This is a genomic window from Halorhabdus amylolytica, assembly GCF_004944975.1.
Lineage (GTDB): Archaea > Halobacteriota > Halobacteria > Halobacteriales > Haloarculaceae > Halorhabdus > Halorhabdus amylolytica.
This window is the reverse complement of the sequence record NZ_SPQG01000009.1, coordinates 40,957-55,033: the sequence shown is the minus strand read 5'-3', so window position 1 is coordinate 55,033 and position 14,077 is coordinate 40,957. Positions and strand designations below refer to the sequence as shown.

The following is a 14,077-nucleotide window of genomic DNA, read 5'->3' as shown; positions in this document are numbered from 1 at the left end:
GTTATGAATCTTTTGATCCGCCGATGCCACGGGAGGGCACTGCTTCGGACCGTCGGGTCGGTACAGAGAGCGGGTTCACGTCGACCCGCCGGGACACCCCGTGGTTGTAGTGCCATCGGGATGAGGTAGACGCCGGACAGTGGAGTGTTCCCTGCAGGATATAGTCGGGGGTTTTAAGGGGCACTGGCGTGCCCGCCACCCCATGAAACACACACGAGTCACGTTGCGGTTCGACGCCGAGTCGGCGCCGGAACTGTTCGTCCGACTCGGCGATCCGTCCGCAATAGAAGAAGTCAGACTGGTCGACTGGAACCGGGCGGCATCGGAGGTATCGACGTTCCTCTACGCGATCGAGGGAGACGCCGATGGGTTCGCTGAGGCGGCCGAGGCGACCAAAGCCGTCGAGTCGGTTCGGCTCGTTTCCGCCGAGGAGACAGTGTCGTACGCATTTCTGACCGCGCGTGAACACCTGATTCCGGTGATCGAGGAGGCCGTCGAGGCGATCGCCCGTGCCGGGTTGATCGTTCGCCGACCCATCGTCTGGCGGGACGACCGGAGTCACTGTCACGTCGTCGGCGATCCGACTGCGCTCCAGGGGGCACTCGAGGCGTTACCCGAGGAGATCGACTGCCGGATCGACGAGATCGGTCAGTTCCCATGCGGGCGGACGAACCCCGCCAGTGCGTTGAGCGATCGCCAGCGCGAGGCCGTCGCCGTCGCCCTCGATCTGGGGTATTACGAGCATCCCCGGGAGGCGACCCAGGAGGACATCGCCGCTGAACTCGGGTGTGCAACCAACACTGCGAGCGAACATCTCCAGAAAGCGGAGGCGAAACTCGTCCGGGCCGGGATGGGCCGCGTCGACCCAGGAGGCAAATACGATGACGGGGACGGTCCGAAGCCGAGCCGATGGTGAACGGACGGACTCCCTCACTGTTCGTTCATCGCCTCGCTTGCCATGTTCCGGCCCTGTGCGTTGAGTGAGACTTCCGTTCGCGTGCGGACCTCGTCGACGGCACCGACCTCGAGGAGGCGCTGGTAGATCTCTTCGACCTCCTCGACGCTGAGGCCGACGAAGTCGGCCATCTCGAACGGTGAGACCCCCGAGTACAGCGCCATCAATACCTGGCTCTCGGTCTCGCTGAGTTCGTACTCGCCGTCGCGTGCGTCGACGATCCGTTCGAAGAGCGTCCGGAGGACCGACGTGTGGCGCTCGGTCCCGGAAAGATAGGTCTCGACGCTCCGTCCCTCGGCGTCGGTGTGTTCGATCTCGACGACCCGACGTTGGGTGTCCATGACTGTCCGGGACTCGACCTCGACGGTCCCCACGTCATCGAGCGTACAGGAGACCTGTCGTCCATCGGGATACTGCAGGGTAAACGATTCGTCGTCGAGGAGAAAACGTGCCTTCGTCCACTCTGCGTCGTCCTGAACGACGCCGCCGACGACGGCCGGGTGGCGGACAAGCAACACGGCGCCGGCGATGTTAGCCCGGCAGTACGCCAGGGTGACGTCCTCGGAGTCAGGGGTCGAGACGACGATCACGTTCGATCCGATCCGGAGCGGAATCGACCCCGCTACGTCGTCGACGAACTCCGCCGGGTCGTCCGGGATGGTGACTTTTCCGTGCGGGATCGAGCGGTTCGATCCGTCCGCGGCCAACACCAGTCGCTTGTCGGTCAGCACCACTCGACAGGACTGCCAGTCACTTTCGGAAACACGCTCACCGTCCCTGATGGCGTGGCGGTAATCCCCGGCCGCATCCAGCAGTTTCCGTTCCTCCTCGCTCATACCCCGTGCGTGCCCTGACGTTCGGGAGTGAGGTGCATATATGTTCTCACCGTCCACTCGTCGGGAAAAACTGCGATATACGTCACCGTGGGAACCTTTCGGCGATCGCATTGCGGTACCGCCCGGCGAGTTCACCGACGACCAACCGATCGCGTGGATCGACGCCGAGGACGGACAGAGCCCAGACGTACGCGATCAGGCCGGCGACAGTGCCGATACCTACTGCCTGAAGCCCGCCGATCGAGACCCGAACGCCGAGCATGACGGCGCTCATGACGATTCCGGCCTCCAACGGCTTGAGGAACGCCGCCTCGAACGGCCACAGTCCCTCGAAGCGCCGGAGGAGAAGTACTTGCAATCCGTTCTGGATGGCGATTGCGAGGGACGTACCCAGTGCCGCACCCGAGAGACCGAGAGTCTCGATGAACGCGTACGTCAGGAGTACGTTGAGGACGGCCAACAGCCAGTCCAGTGCCATCCGGGCGTACTGATGGTCGGTCATCATCAGCAACCACCCGGTCGCGCCGACCGCGCTCCCGACGAAGACCCCACCCAGATAGACCACCAGCGGGACGTATCCCCGGACGAACGCCTCCCCGAAGACCCCAAGCAGCGTCTGACCGTAGACGGCCTGGACAGCGAGGATCGGAACCACCGTGGTGACGATCAGTCGCGTGGCAGACGAATAGACGGCATTGAGCGTCACCATCCGATCGTTCGCGTACAGATCGGTGGCCACAGGCGGTAACAACTGGTTGAACGAGAGCAACGGGATCCACGCGATCGCGATCAACACGAGGACGACGTTGTAGATGCCGGCAGCCACGGCAGTCAGCAACGCGCCGACCAGCAGCAGGTCGATCCGGTTCTGGAAGACTTTCCCAAGGCTGCTCATCGCGACCGGCGCGGCGTGATTGTAAAAGCGTCGCCCCTCCCGGCGGGCACTGCGAAAGGTCGGCCTGATCCCAGTCACCCGGATCGTGGCCGGCACGCCGAGGACGACCAACAGCGCCGTCGCGCCCACGATAGCACCGGCAACACCGACGACCGAGTATCCCAGCGCCAGTGCCAGGAACGCGCCGCCGAGGCGTACAACCGGTCGGAGGATCTTATTGAAAAGGACCTCGCCCCTGGCCGACCCCACAGCCCGGAATACGGCAGCGGAGATCATCACCAGACCGAACAATCCCACGAGCAGGCCGAACAGCCCCATCGTCGACGGGAACGCGGGATGGGAAACAGTGAGGGCGTTTATCGTCGGGGCCGCCAGCCACACGCCGACGGCGATCAAAAGTCCGAACCCGAGGGTGGTCGCGTAGGCCAGTCCCGCGACCCGCGACTGGCCCCCGGGCTCGCCTTCGTAAGCGGGCAGGTACCGCTGGAGCGTCGGGACACTGCCGAACGTGACCAGCCGGATCAACAGCTGGGCGATCCGCCACGCGAGTGCGTAAACGCCGTAGACGGCGGGAGGCAAGCCGCGTGCGAGGACGAACTCCGTCGCCGTCGAGAGCAAGCGCTGGACGGAGACGCCTCCGGACGTCACGGCGGCACCGTGAACGATCGTGAGCAACGCCTCGCGTTCCTCGTCGGGAATCTCGTCGGTCACGGGCAACCCTACCCGACGGGAATCCGCTCCCGGAGGTAAACTGTTCGGTCCGGAACGGGACAGCCCGTGGTAGAGAACAGTTCACGCCGGGAAGATCCCATCGACGGTGACTCGAAAGGGAATTACGGCCCCCTCGCCACACCTCGCGTATGAACGTGCTTGCGTACGCCCGGGACGCGCTTTCGACGGGGCCGCTGTGTGACGCCTGTCTTGGCCGCCCCATCGGCGACCGAAGTTTCGGGCTGGGCAACGCCGAACGTGGCCGTGCGCTCCGGACGACGGTCGCGCTCGAAGACGACGAGCCCTACGAGCCGGGTGAGGCGGGGGAGTGCTGGGTCTGTGCGGGTGTCTGTGACTCCTTCGATACGTGGGCCGATCGCGTGGCCGAAGCCCTGGCCGGCGACGAGTTCGACACCTACCAGGTCGGAACGCGAGTGCCGGCCCTGCTCGAAGAGAACGAACGCCTGCTCCGGGAAGACGCCGGTCTCGACGCCGAGGCGGGCGAACCGCTCAAGCGGGAAGTCAACCGCGAGGTCGGCAAACGCGTGGGCGCCCGCGTCGAGGCCGATGTGGACTTCGAACGCCCGGACGTCCAGGTCACGCTGGATCTCGACACCGAGACCGTCGACGTCCAGATCAACTCCGCGTTCGTCTACGGCCGGTACCGCAAATTGGAGCGGGACATCCCCCAGACGGAGTGGCCATGCAAGGAGTGCAACGAGACAGGAGTGATCGACGGCGAGCCCTGTCCGGGCTGTGACGGGACGGGGTATCGCTACGACGAGAGTGTCGAGGAGCTCACTGCGCCAGTCGTCCGGGAGTCCATGGACGGCGCCGAGGCAGTCTTTCACGGCGCCGGCCGCGAGGACGTCGACGCCCTGATGCTCGGGACCGGCCGCCCGTTCGTGATCGAGGTGAAAGAGCCACGGACGCGCGACGTAGATGTCGAGAGTCTGGAGAGAGAGATCAACGACTTCGCCGACGGGAAGGCCGAGGTCGAGGGGCTCCGCGTGGCGACCCACGATATGGTCGAACGCGTCAAAGAACACGACGCGAGCAAGACCTACCGGATGACTGTCGCGTTCACGGAGCCGGTCGGGAACGAGACGCTTTCGGACGCACTCGAAGAACTCGAAGGCGAGACGATCGAACAGCGCACGCCCAACCGCGTCGCACACCGGCGTGGCGATATCGTCCGCACGCGCGAAGTCTACGAAACGAGTGGCGAACTCGACGATGATGAAGCGAGTGGCGAACTCGAAGATACCACCGACGGGGAGCGTGACGGTACCCTGGGGGACAGCGACGACGCGGCGCGAGCCACGATCGACATCCACGGCGAGGGTGGACTCTACGTGAAGGAACTCGTCTCGGGCGACGAGGGCCGGACCGAACCCAGCCTCGCCGGACTGCTCGGGGTCGACGCCGAGGTGACGGCCCTGGACGTGCTGGCCGTCGAGGGCGAAGAGGAACCGTTCGCGGACGAGACGTACTTCAGGGACGACGGCGAGGAATGACAAGCGACAGCGAGCAACCGGGCGGTGACCGATCCGATGGGCTGCGGGCGGGCGTCGACGAGGCCGGCAAGGGGCCGGTCCTGGGATCGATGTTCGCGGCCTGCGTGGTCGCCGATCCCGCTGACCTCCCCGAGGACGTCGGTGACTCGAAAGACATCGCCCCGGAGCGACGCGAGGAACTGGCGACGGCGATCCGGGAGTGTGCGGCGGCGGTCGCCGTCAGCGAGATCAGCGTCGAACGGATCGACGATCCGGAGACGGACATGAACACGCTGACCGTCGTCGCTCACGCCGAGGCCCTCGGGGCGGTCGCCCGCGACGGGTTGGCGACGTACCTCGACGCCGGGGACACGAACGCCGTCCGGTTCGAACGCCGCGTCGCCGAACGGGTCGACGCCGACCTCGACCTCAGGGCCGAACACGGCGCGGACGAGTCCTACCCGATCGTCGGCGCAGCGAGTATCCTCGCCAAGGTCGCTCGCGACGCTCACGTCGCGGAACTGGCTACCGAGTACGGCGACGTCGGCAGCGGCTATCCGGGCGACGGGACGACTCGGGAGTTCCTGGAGGACTACGTCGACGAGCAAGGACGCCTCCCGGCCTGTGCCCGGGAGACCTGGCAGACCAGCCGGGACGTGCGTCGGCAGGCCGATCAGGCTGCGCTCGTGGATTTCGAGAAGGGCGACGATCTGAATGCCCTCGACGACGAGGACGACGACCAGGCCGCGCTGGACGACTTCTGATCGGACTCGCCGAAGCGATCCGCGTTCACTTCTCTCCGACGAAGACAGTCTTCAGACGGTTACCACAATCCGGACAGCAGAACGTCTGCCACTTCTTCGGATCGAGCCCGCCCATCGTCTCCGTGCGGATCACGTCCTCGCGGGCTACTGACTGCTCGCAGGTCTCACAGTAGAACCCGTCGCTGTCGTCGGTCATCGGCGATCGTTCGTGGCCGTCCGTGAAAAGGCCGCCGGCCCGTTCCCCGGTTGCGAGACCGCCGGCCTACTCCTCCAGAACGAGGTTCCGGAGGATGTCCCCGTAGGCCGGGCGGGTAACGAGGACACCGATGAGGACGCCGACGATCGTCACGATGGCGAACCCGGTCAGGTCACCCAGCGAGAGGACCGTCAGCGGGCTCATCGCGATGATCGTCGTGACGGCGGCGACGCCGATCACCCAGAAGGCCTTCCGGAAGCGATCCTGGAAGACCCTGCCGGTGGCGATCTCACCCCGCTGGAGGATCTCGTCGGCGATTATCACGAGGTCGTCGACCCCCGTCCCGATCACGGCGATGAACCCGGCGATGTGCGAGAGGTCAAGCGCCAGTCCGATCGAGGCCGCGAATCCGAGCAACAGGTACACCTCGGCGGTCGCCGTCGCAAGCATCGGGATCGCGATTTCCTTGCGGCGATAACGAATGAAGACGACGATACTGACCGCCAGCCAGGTGACGAGCCCGGTCACCAGCGCCAGGCTCTTGAAGCGCTCGGCCAGGCTGGGCTGGAGATAGTAGGTCGTCCCCGAACTGAGGTTGACGTTCGTCGGCATGGTCCCGACCCGGAGGCTGATCGAGAGCTGGCGGGCGTCTGAGTAGTTGCCCGTCTCCATGACGAAACCCGGATTTTCAGCGAACGTCTCCTGTCGGAACTCCCGAGCGAGTCCGTCGCCGAGCGGTGCCGTGTAGATTACCTCGCCGTCCAGCGTCGTGACAAGACAGTAACTCCCGTCGCCGCCGGTCGCGGCGCCGTAGTCACAGTTGCCGACTCCTTGCGTCGAGAAGTCGAGGCGGTTCATGACGTCGGTAAAGTTCCTGGCCGCGTCGGGCTCGATACTCACCGGCACATACGGCCGCTGAACACCCTCAGACGGGTTCGCCTGCTGGGCGATGCCGGGGTTCGTGAAGTCTTCGCCGTAGAGGACCGTTTCGCTGGTCGTCTCGTTTCCGACGCGACGCTGGGCGATCACCTCGATGACACCCCGCGTCCCGATGAGCCTCTCGACCTCGGACTGGGTGGCGCCCGGCACCTCGACGACGGCGAAGTACTCCTCGCCACCGGCCGTGGAAATGACGCTCACGGTCCCGCCGGTCAGTCCACCCTCGTTTATCTTGTTCGTGAGGACATCGACAACCTCGCTACGCGTCTGCTCGGTGACGCCGTCACGGACGGTCTCGGGATCGGGATCGTAGCCGGCATCCTGGAGGGTCGCTTCGAGTTCTGCGGGACTCACGTCGCCAGAGAACACTTCGACGGTCCCTGGCGCGTTCTGATAGGGCGTCACGCTGACGTCGATCGGGTCGACGCCGAGTTTCGAGGCGAGCGAGCGTTCGAGAGCGTCGGCCTCTTCGGCAGCGATCGAGATTTCAGCCGTCACGCCGACGAACGGCGCCCGGATGCGGGTCCCGCCCGCCAGGTCGAGACCGTAGTCGAGGTTGGTGAAGTCACCGCCCGGTTGGGTCCCGTACGTCTCGTTGGCTACCCCTCCGTCGGTGCCGTTGACCAGCGTGTCGTTGACGGCCGTCGGTCCGTCGCTGGCACCGTCGCCGCCGGCCAGTAGCGATCCGAACGGGAAGAGTGCGATCGTGCTGAGGATCAACAGCGCCACGAGCATCCAGACCCGCCAGTTTTCCCTGAGGCTCAGGTCCATGGTTATCGGGCCACCCCCTCGTACTTGTACCAGCGAAGCAGGCTGACGTTCATCATATAGGTGTTCATCAGGTCGGCCGCGAGTCCGAAGACGAGTATCAGTGCGATGTCGGGCAACAGTGGAATCCCGAACAGCCGCGAGACGATGGCCATCACGATCATCGCCGACAGCGAGGTCAGCGTCATCGTCACACCGGTCCGCATTGCCCGGTAGGTACTCTCGTAGAACCCACCCCGCCGTCGAAGAATGTGGTTGTTCAACAGGATGTCCGAGTCGACGGAGTACCCGATCAACATCAGCAGTGCGGCGACCGCACCGAGCGAGAGTTTGATCCCGAAGACGTTCATCAGTGCGACGGGGATCATGATGTCGGAAAACGCCGAAGCGACGACCGCGATCGACGGCACGAACGACCGGAAAACGACGAAGATGAGGATACTCATACCGACGAACGCGGCGGCGACGCCGAGCAGTGCCGTCTGCTGTGCGCGCTCCCCGAACGCCGCCGAGCGTTCGCTGATGGAGCATATCGTCCCGCCACCGGTGGCAATACACTGTTCGCCCGTGGTGTATCCCGCGTTGCGGAGCGCCGATTCGACTGCCTCCGTCCGATCGGGCTGGACCGTGATGATATACTCCTCGCCACCGAGACCGACGGGTCTGATCTCCGCCGTTTCGCCGGCGAGTCCCTGAAGCGTGGCCTGCGTGTCCTCAGTTGCGACGTGGAACTCCGTCCCGCCCGTGAACTCGACCCCAGGCGTCACGGGTGTGCCGGTGAGGAAATACGCGCCGACGATGATTGCCAGCGCGATCCCCAGGACCGCCAGCGGAACCGCGAGCAACTGGCGGTTGGAGTACCGGGTGTAATCGACCTCCGGGACCTCGAACTCGACCATGGCCGTGGGTGTGGCACGGCCCTGAATAAGCCTTCCTAAAGCGTCCCGACCGTTCGCTCGCTACAGCCCCCGCGTCGACTTCCGGTCGAACAAGGAACCCGACGGAGTTAATTGGCGCCGCCTCATGGTTCGCCAGGGATGAACGACCTCACCACGGGACGTTCCTATGGGGACGTCCTGCTCGTGCCACAGCGCTCGCCGGTCGACAGCCGCGACGACGTCGACCTCGCGACGCGACTGACGCCCGGGATCGAACTCGATCGGCCGTTGCTCTCGGCGCCGATGGACACCGTGACCGAACGAGAAACGGCGATCGCCCTCTCGCGGGCCGGCGGCTTCGGGACGATCCACCGCTTCCTTTCGATCGACGAGCAGGCCGCCGAGATCCGTGCGGTCGTCGAGGCGGGCGAGCGCGCCGGGGCGGCCGTCGGGATCAGCGAGGGGTATCTCGAACGGACCGAGACGGCACTTTCAGCCGGTGCGGACGCGATCGTCCTGGATGTGGCCCACGCCCACCTCGAACGCTGTCTCGACGCCGTCGAGACCCTCGTTGCCGAATACGATCCCGAAAACCTCGTCGTGGGCAACGTCGCGACCGCCGACGCGGTCGAGGACCTCTACGCCGTCGGTGCGGACGCAGTGAAGGTCGGCGTCGGGCCGGGCTCCCATTGCACGACCCGGAAGGTCGCGGGCGCTGGCGTCCCGCAACTCACAGCCGTCGATCAGTGTGCCGACGCCGCCGATCCTCTCGATTTGCCGGTGATCGCCGACGGCGGGATCCGCAGTTCCGGGGACGCCGTCAAGGCCCTGATGGCCGGTGCCGACACGGTCATGATGGGAAGTCTCTTCGCCGGGACTGCGGAGTCACCCGGCGAGGTCATCGAAGTCGACGGCGAGCGCTACAAGCGATCGCGAGGGATGGCGACGACTGCCGCTGCCCAGGATCGCACCGACAAGGATACCGACGGCCCCGCGGCCGACGAGGGCGTCGAGGCGATGACGCCCTACAGCGGGCCGCTCGCGGATGTCGCCGACGGGTTCGCCGCCGGGATCCGTTCGGGGCTGAGTTACTGTGGCGGGCACACGATCGCCGAGGCTCGGGAGAACGCCGAGTTCATGGCCGTCGAGGCCAGCGCCCGCGAACGCGAGGGCGCACACTTCGACCACGACTGGGAGAGCGTCGTCGGCGACGGCACGGAGTGACTGTTCGTTTCGAGTAACTGTCCATTCCCGAAAACGCTACGGCAAGTACCGCACGCTGAGGACCCCATCGTCGGCCCGTATCTCGACGCGGTCGACGCCGAGTCGGGCGGCCCGCCGCAGGGTCGCGTCGTCTTCACGGACGTCGACGACTGCCTCCTCGGTCCGCTCCCCGGGGACCGTCAGCACGTGGAGTTCACCTTCGCCGGCCCGTTCGCGTGTGGTCACTTCGCCGACATCCTGGGCGGCGGCTATCTCTCGGGCCTGCTTCGTCGGCCGCTCGGGGCTGCGCTCGATCGGGATTTCCCGACGCTCGGAGACGGAAAGCAGTTCCCAGGTCACCTCCATCGGTGGTTCCGGCCGGATCGTCGCATCCAGCACTTCACCGACGGAGAGGTCAGGGTGGGCCGAAAGCGTGTGGACCTGCGCGTCCGTGACGTCCCGCAACACGGCCGACTCCTCGTCGGCGTTCGTGACGACGAACGTCCCCGTCTTCTCGCTCATACCTGTCGTGAGAGGCTCGATCCCCTTTGTTTCACCGATGGCGGCGGTATCGGGTCGAACTCCGCTTCACCGATAACGGCGGTCGCTTCACCGGTAGCGGCGGTGAACGAGCAGCATAACAGCCCCGGCGGCGGCCGGGACGGTCGGCCAGGCGGACTCCGGCATCGCATAGAGCAGTTCGATCACAGGTGCGAACAGCCCCTCGGCGGCCGGCCGGGTAACGGTCTCGCCGTCCAGTTCGAAGCTGGGCGGCATCGAGGCGACGAGTCCGAGATACAGCGACAGGACGAACAGGAACCCGGTGGCAGCGATCGCTCGATCGTACCGGGCGTCGGTACGGCCGTGGCGATGCCGACGGGCGACCGACAGTATCGGGGCGAGCAGCGGCACGACGGCGAACAGCGCAACGACGACGTAGAACGTCCGGGCACTCGTCAGGAGACCACCGGGATTGCCGACACTCCGTCCGATGAGCGTCACGACGCCGAGAGCGAACACCAGCGTCACGAGTCCCGCGACCACCGTGCCGACGACCACGTACAGCCGGCAAAACCGGGAACCACTCGCCCGGAACGCGTATGGGATCGCACCGAGGAATCCGCCGTAGGCGTCGTCGGCAGTCGTGTCGGTCACGACTCGTTGTTGGGAGGGGGCGGGGTTAAACCGACTGGTGTCCGGTTCGGTCTGGTCCGGCGTCGCCGTTGCGACCGGCCAGAGACGGCTGTCGCAGTCGGTGCTATAATACGGATCCGCGTCGAACGGACCCCTATCCATGGACGACCTGACCCGCTACGCGGACTTCCGGACTCGGCTACGCAGCGTCGCCCACGCTCTCGGCGTCATCATCGCGGCGTTCCTGGTCGGTGCGCTGGTCCTCCCGGTCGCCGTCCTCGTACTCGTCAACCCGTTCTATCCGCTTCGCGTCAGCGGTGGCCTCACGATAGCGGGGAACCTTCTGTTGACGATGACACAGTTCGTCGGCTTCGTGCTCGTCGCGGTTGGCTACGTCAAGTGGCAGGACGTCGACCTCTATGACCTCTCGCTTCCATCGCTTCGGGATGTCGGTTGGATGGGTGGCGGCTTCGTCCTCCTGTTCGTGGTCGCCTACGGGCTGTCGATCGTCATCACAGTGCTGGGCCTGGAGACCGCGACGAACGCCGTCGTTAAACTCGGTCAGGAGAACCCACAGTTCTTCCTGTACATGATTCCCGTCTCGCTGCTGTTCATCGGCCCCGGCGAGGAACTGGTCTTTCGCGGCGTCGTTCAGGGGCTGTTCCGGAAGGCCTACGGTGTCGTCCCGGCGGTCGTGATCACCAGCGTCCTCTTCGGCGTCGCCCACTACCTCGCCCTGGTCGGCGAGGGGCAGGTGACCTACATCGCGATCGCGACGGGGCTCGGACTGGTGCTCGGGGCCGTCTACGAGCGCACCGAGAACGTCGTCGTTCCGATCGTCATTCACGGCGCGTGGAACGCAATGCTGTTTACCGTCCAGTGGTACGCCGCGACCAATCCAGAAATGATGGAATCCCTCACCCTCCTCCGCTGAGCCCGAAAGAAGTCGATCCCGTTCCCGCGTCGTCCGACAAAAGTCTGACGTGGTTTTATGAACTGATACTGACTCTCGATACGTATGCCGACCCGTTTCTCGGTCGTTCTCGACGACGACCGGGCGCGCGAGATCGAGACCCTCGCCCGGCAGTACGATCTGACCGAGGAAGAGGTGTTGGGGCAGTTACTGAGCCTCGGACTGGACGCACTAGAAGGCGAACACAGGGACGACGAGGGACGATCACCCCGGAGCGACGATACACGGATCTAGGGGCAACGGCGACGTCACCGGCGTCGGATCGGCCCGACGAGACCGAAGCCTAAGCGCTGGACGGGTTCTTCTTCGAAAGCGGGCTCCCACAGATCGGACAGCGGTCGTGCTGTTCGTCGAACTCCCGGCCGCAGCCCTGACACTGGAAGTGCCACTCGCGTTGTTCCTCGATGCCGTCCCTGGCGATCACTTCGACGTCGATGTCGAGCTTCTCGGCGACGTTCTGCATGGCGTAGTCGTCGGTGACCAGCCGGCCGTCGAGTTCGAAGGCGGCCGCGACGAGCCTGATGTCCGTCGTCGAGAGTCCGTCCAGGTCGCCGGTCTCCCCGGCGGCCCGGCGGATCTGTTCGACGGTCTCCTCGTCGGGGATGTGCAAGTGCATCCCCGATCCCTCGAGGGCGTCGAAGCGATAGGCGCTCTCGTCTTCGAGTTCCTCGCGGACGAGCGGGATGGTCGCGATCCGGTCGTCGGTGTGATACTCGTTGATGAAAGCCGAGGCGTCGAGAACGTTCATTTAACGCTGGATGATCATGTGGTCTTTGACGGCCTGTACGCGACTGACCGGGACGTGGACACGCCCCGCCTCATCGACGTCGAAAGACGCCTCACCCAGGGACTCGTCGGGTTCGATGACGAGGTCGACGAGTTTCCCCGACTCGATGTCCATCGTGATGTTGTACAGCATACCCATCTCGGCCCCGTCCGAGCCCATGACGTCCTTCCCGGAGAGGTTCTCGGCGAGTATTTCGGCCATACCGCCGTGTACCCGGTCCTGTTACATAAACTCCACGGGCCCGTCTGACATCTGACCGTCGAACTGTCGGTCTGTTGTACTGTGCTGTCTCGTCTCCCCCAGAACTCCCCGTCCACTCACCCCTGTGCTGATCCACACCATCGCGTCACGACCGAAACGAGTCCATCGACGGGGATACGACCCATCGGAGAGAATGGAACGTCTCGATCGGCGTGGTTCGTACCATTCACTCGTCACGTCGGGTTTACACCATCCCGAACATCTAAGCGCATTGGGAGGGCGGTAAAGAGCATGCGAGTCACGATCATCGGAGCGACCGGACACATCGGGACGTATCTCGTTCCCCGACTGGTCCGTGCTGGCCACGAAGTCGTCTCGGTCAGCCGTGGAGAGAGCGATCCGTACCGAGACGACGGTGCGTGGCAGTCCGTCGAATCGGTCGAGATCGATCGCGAGAACGCGGAAGAACGTGGCGAGTTCGGTGAAGAAATCCTCGCCACCGACCCCGATGCCGTGATCGACCTCATCTGTTTCGACCGGGAGAGTGCGGAGAATCTGGTATCAGTACTCCGGGACAATATCCAACACTTCCTGCACTGTGGGACGATCTGGGTTCACGGCCATAGCGACGTCGTCCCGACGACCGAAGACAATCCCCGGACTCGTCGCCCGATCGGCGAGTATGGTCGCAAGAAAGCGGAGATAGAAGAATACCTCCTCGAAGAGGCCCGCAAGAACGACTTCCCGGCGACGATACTCCATCCCGGCCACATCGTCGGTCCCGGCTGGACGCCGCTGAATCCGGCGGGCAACTTCGATCCCGCCGTGTTCTCGAGACTTGCGGAGGGTGAGGAAGTTGCACTGCCGAACTTCGGGCTAGAGACCGTCCATCACGTCCATGCCGACGACGTGGCCCAGGGCTTCCAGCGGGCTCTAGAGAACTGGTCGGCCGCCGTCGGGGAAGCCTTCCACGTCGTCTCGCCACGGGCACTCACACTCAGAGGATACGCCGAAGCCGCGGCTGGCTGGTTCGGCCGGGAAGCCGATCTCACCTTCCTCCCCTTCGAAGAATGGGCTGGCCGTCCGGAGTACGACGAGGATGCGATCGAGGCGACTGAGGATCACATCCGCCACAGCCCGAACGTGAGCATCGAAAAAGCCCGCGAGTCCCTGGGATACGAACCACGGTACACGTCGCTGGAAGCCACCCGCGAAGCTGTCGAGGCACTGGTCGAATCGGGCGAAATCGTCATCGACGACGACAGACAGTGAACTGCCTCGGCCTATCCGCCGACAGACAGTAGATCGAACGCGTTCGCGCGGCGGGAAACGCTTAAGAAG

At 64.9% G+C, this 14,077-nt stretch carries 16 protein-coding genes; 7 read left to right on the top strand and 9 right to left on the bottom strand.

What is annotated here, in order from left to right; translation table 11 throughout:
• The first annotated feature begins 202 nt into the window (after nucleotides 1-202).
• Nucleotides 203-916 carry a helix-turn-helix domain-containing protein gene (locus tag E3374_RS11815; RefSeq protein ID WP_136689269.1) on the top strand — a complete coding sequence of 238 codons (714 nt, stop codon included), beginning with the start codon at nucleotides 203-205 and terminating at the stop codon, nucleotides 914-916.
• Between the two features lie 14 nt (nucleotides 917-930).
• Here E3374_RS11815 and E3374_RS11810 read toward each other — a convergent pair whose 3' ends face one another.
• The gene (locus E3374_RS11810; RefSeq protein WP_136689268.1) at nucleotides 931-1,791 is read right to left on the bottom strand and encodes a CheF family chemotaxis protein; all 861 of its coding nucleotides are present in this window, start codon (nucleotides 1,789-1,791) and stop codon (nucleotides 931-933) included.
• 82 nt (nucleotides 1,792-1,873) lie between these two features.
• Nucleotides 1,874-3,403 (bottom strand): lipopolysaccharide biosynthesis protein, encoded by a 1,530-nt coding sequence (locus tag E3374_RS11805; RefSeq protein ID WP_211194964.1) that lies wholly within the window; start codon nucleotides 3,401-3,403, stop codon nucleotides 1,874-1,876.
• Nucleotides 3,404-3,546: 143 nt separating this feature from the next.
• Here E3374_RS11805 and E3374_RS11800 point away from each other — a divergent pair, with 143 nt between their 5' ends.
• A complete protein-coding gene (locus E3374_RS11800) occupies nucleotides 3,547-4,914 on the top strand; it encodes a tRNA pseudouridine(54/55) synthase Pus10 (protein WP_136689266.1) in 1,368 nt (455 codons plus the stop codon).
• Nucleotides 4,911-5,657 carry a ribonuclease HII gene (gene rnhB / locus E3374_RS11795; protein WP_211194963.1) on the top strand — a complete coding sequence of 249 codons (747 nt, stop codon included), beginning with the start codon at nucleotides 4,911-4,913 and terminating at the stop codon, nucleotides 5,655-5,657. Before E3374_RS11800 ends, rnhB begins: the two co-directional genes overlap by 4 nt.
• 25 nt (nucleotides 5,658-5,682) lie before the next feature.
• On the opposite strand, the gene E3374_RS17195 is transcribed toward rnhB, so the two are convergent.
• The 3 genes from E3374_RS17195 to secF all read right to left on the bottom strand — a co-directional run bounded on the left by E3374_RS17195 (nucleotide 5,683) and on the right by secF (nucleotide 8,459).
• Complete coding sequence (locus E3374_RS17195) at nucleotides 5,683-5,853, bottom strand: hypothetical protein (RefSeq protein ID WP_169051841.1); 171 nt, start codon at nucleotides 5,851-5,853, stop codon at nucleotides 5,683-5,685.
• 66 nt (nucleotides 5,854-5,919) lie between these two features.
• On the bottom strand, nucleotides 5,920-7,563 hold the full coding sequence (locus E3374_RS11790; RefSeq protein ID WP_136689265.1) for a preprotein translocase subunit SecD: 1,644 nt from the start codon (nucleotides 7,561-7,563) through the stop codon (nucleotides 5,920-5,922).
• Between the two features lie 2 nt (nucleotides 7,564-7,565).
• On the bottom strand, nucleotides 7,566-8,459 hold the full coding sequence (gene secF / locus E3374_RS11785) for a protein translocase subunit SecF (protein ID WP_136689264.1): 894 nt from the start codon (nucleotides 8,457-8,459) through the stop codon (nucleotides 7,566-7,568).
• A 138-nt stretch (nucleotides 8,460-8,597) separates the two neighbouring features.
• Between secF and E3374_RS11780 the strand changes: the two genes are divergently transcribed.
• A complete protein-coding gene (locus E3374_RS11780; protein WP_136689263.1) occupies nucleotides 8,598-9,662 on the top strand; it encodes a guanosine monophosphate reductase in 1,065 nt (354 codons plus the stop codon).
• A gap of 36 nt (nucleotides 9,663-9,698) precedes the next feature.
• On the opposite strand, the gene E3374_RS11775 is transcribed toward E3374_RS11780, so the two are convergent.
• Both E3374_RS11775 and E3374_RS11770 read right to left on the bottom strand, forming a co-directional pair.
• Nucleotides 9,699-10,163, bottom strand: a complete 465-nt coding sequence (locus tag E3374_RS11775) for a DUF5812 family protein (RefSeq protein ID WP_136689262.1) — start codon at nucleotides 10,161-10,163, stop codon at nucleotides 9,699-9,701.
• Nucleotides 10,164-10,250: 87 nt separating this feature from the next.
• Entirely contained in the window at nucleotides 10,251-10,937 is a 687-nt protein-coding gene (locus E3374_RS11770) for a hypothetical protein (protein WP_248299477.1), read from the bottom strand.
• Between E3374_RS11770 and E3374_RS11765 the strand changes: the two genes are divergently transcribed.
• Nucleotides 10,936-11,709 carry a CPBP family intramembrane glutamic endopeptidase gene (locus E3374_RS11765; protein WP_136689261.1) on the top strand — a complete coding sequence of 258 codons (774 nt, stop codon included), beginning with the start codon at nucleotides 10,936-10,938 and terminating at the stop codon, nucleotides 11,707-11,709. The genes E3374_RS11770 and E3374_RS11765 overlap by 2 nt on opposite strands.
• 84 nt (nucleotides 11,710-11,793) lie before the next feature.
• Nucleotides 11,794-11,982, top strand: coding sequence for a hypothetical protein (locus E3374_RS11760; RefSeq protein ID WP_136689260.1), 189 nt, complete (start codon nucleotides 11,794-11,796; stop codon nucleotides 11,980-11,982).
• 49 nt (nucleotides 11,983-12,031) lie between these two features.
• Here E3374_RS11760 and E3374_RS11755 read toward each other — a convergent pair whose 3' ends face one another.
• Both E3374_RS11755 and E3374_RS11750 read right to left on the bottom strand, forming a co-directional pair.
• The gene (locus tag E3374_RS11755) at nucleotides 12,032-12,496 is read right to left on the bottom strand and encodes an NOB1 family endonuclease (protein WP_136689259.1); all 465 of its coding nucleotides are present in this window, start codon (nucleotides 12,494-12,496) and stop codon (nucleotides 12,032-12,034) included.
• A complete protein-coding gene (locus E3374_RS11750) occupies nucleotides 12,497-12,736 on the bottom strand; it encodes a PRC-barrel domain-containing protein (protein WP_136689258.1) in 240 nt (79 codons plus the stop codon).
• A gap of 291 nt (nucleotides 12,737-13,027) precedes the next feature.
• Here E3374_RS11750 and E3374_RS11745 point away from each other — a divergent pair, with 291 nt between their 5' ends.
• Nucleotides 13,028-14,008, top strand: coding sequence for an NAD-dependent epimerase/dehydratase family protein (locus E3374_RS11745; RefSeq protein WP_136689257.1), 981 nt, complete (start codon nucleotides 13,028-13,030; stop codon nucleotides 14,006-14,008).
• The last annotated feature ends 69 nt before the right edge of the window (nucleotides 14,009-14,077 follow it).

Excerpts from the sequence above, each read along its gene's own strand:
- E3374_RS11815 (WP_136689269.1), top strand. The coding sequence starts at position 203 with ATGAAACACACACGAGTCACGTTGCGGTTCGACGCCGAGTCGGCGCCG.
- E3374_RS11810 (WP_136689268.1), bottom strand. The coding sequence starts at position 1,791 with ATGAGCGAGGAGGAACGGAAACTGCTGGATGCGGCCGGGGATTACCGC.
- E3374_RS11800 (WP_136689266.1), top strand. The coding sequence starts at position 3,547 with ATGAACGTGCTTGCGTACGCCCGGGACGCGCTTTCGACGGGGCCGCTG.
- rnhB (WP_211194963.1), top strand. The coding sequence starts at position 4,911 with ATGACAAGCGACAGCGAGCAACCGGGCGGTGACCGATCCGATGGGCTG.
- E3374_RS17195 (WP_169051841.1), bottom strand. The coding sequence starts at position 5,853 with ATGACCGACGACAGCGACGGGTTCTACTGTGAGACCTGCGAGCAGTCA.
- E3374_RS11790 (WP_136689265.1), bottom strand. The coding sequence starts at position 7,563 with ATGGACCTGAGCCTCAGGGAAAACTGGCGGGTCTGGATGCTCGTGGCG.
- secF (WP_136689264.1), bottom strand. The coding sequence starts at position 8,459 with ATGGTCGAGTTCGAGGTCCCGGAGGTCGATTACACCCGGTACTCCAAC.
- E3374_RS11780 (WP_136689263.1), top strand. The coding sequence starts at position 8,598 with ATGAACGACCTCACCACGGGACGTTCCTATGGGGACGTCCTGCTCGTG.
- E3374_RS11775 (WP_136689262.1), bottom strand. The coding sequence starts at position 10,163 with ATGAGCGAGAAGACGGGGACGTTCGTCGTCACGAACGCCGACGAGGAG.
- E3374_RS11765 (WP_136689261.1), top strand. The coding sequence starts at position 10,936 with ATGGACGACCTGACCCGCTACGCGGACTTCCGGACTCGGCTACGCAGC.
- E3374_RS11770 (WP_248299477.1), bottom strand. The coding sequence starts at position 10,937 with ATGGATAGGGGTCCGTTCGACGCGGATCCGTATTATAGCACCGACTGC.
- E3374_RS11760 (WP_136689260.1), top strand. The coding sequence starts at position 11,794 with ATGCCGACCCGTTTCTCGGTCGTTCTCGACGACGACCGGGCGCGCGAG.
- E3374_RS11755 (WP_136689259.1), bottom strand. The coding sequence starts at position 12,496 with ATGAACGTTCTCGACGCCTCGGCTTTCATCAACGAGTATCACACCGAC.
- E3374_RS11750 (WP_136689258.1), bottom strand. The coding sequence starts at position 12,736 with ATGGCCGAAATACTCGCCGAGAACCTCTCCGGGAAGGACGTCATGGGC.
- E3374_RS11745 (WP_136689257.1), top strand. The coding sequence starts at position 13,028 with ATGCGAGTCACGATCATCGGAGCGACCGGACACATCGGGACGTATCTC.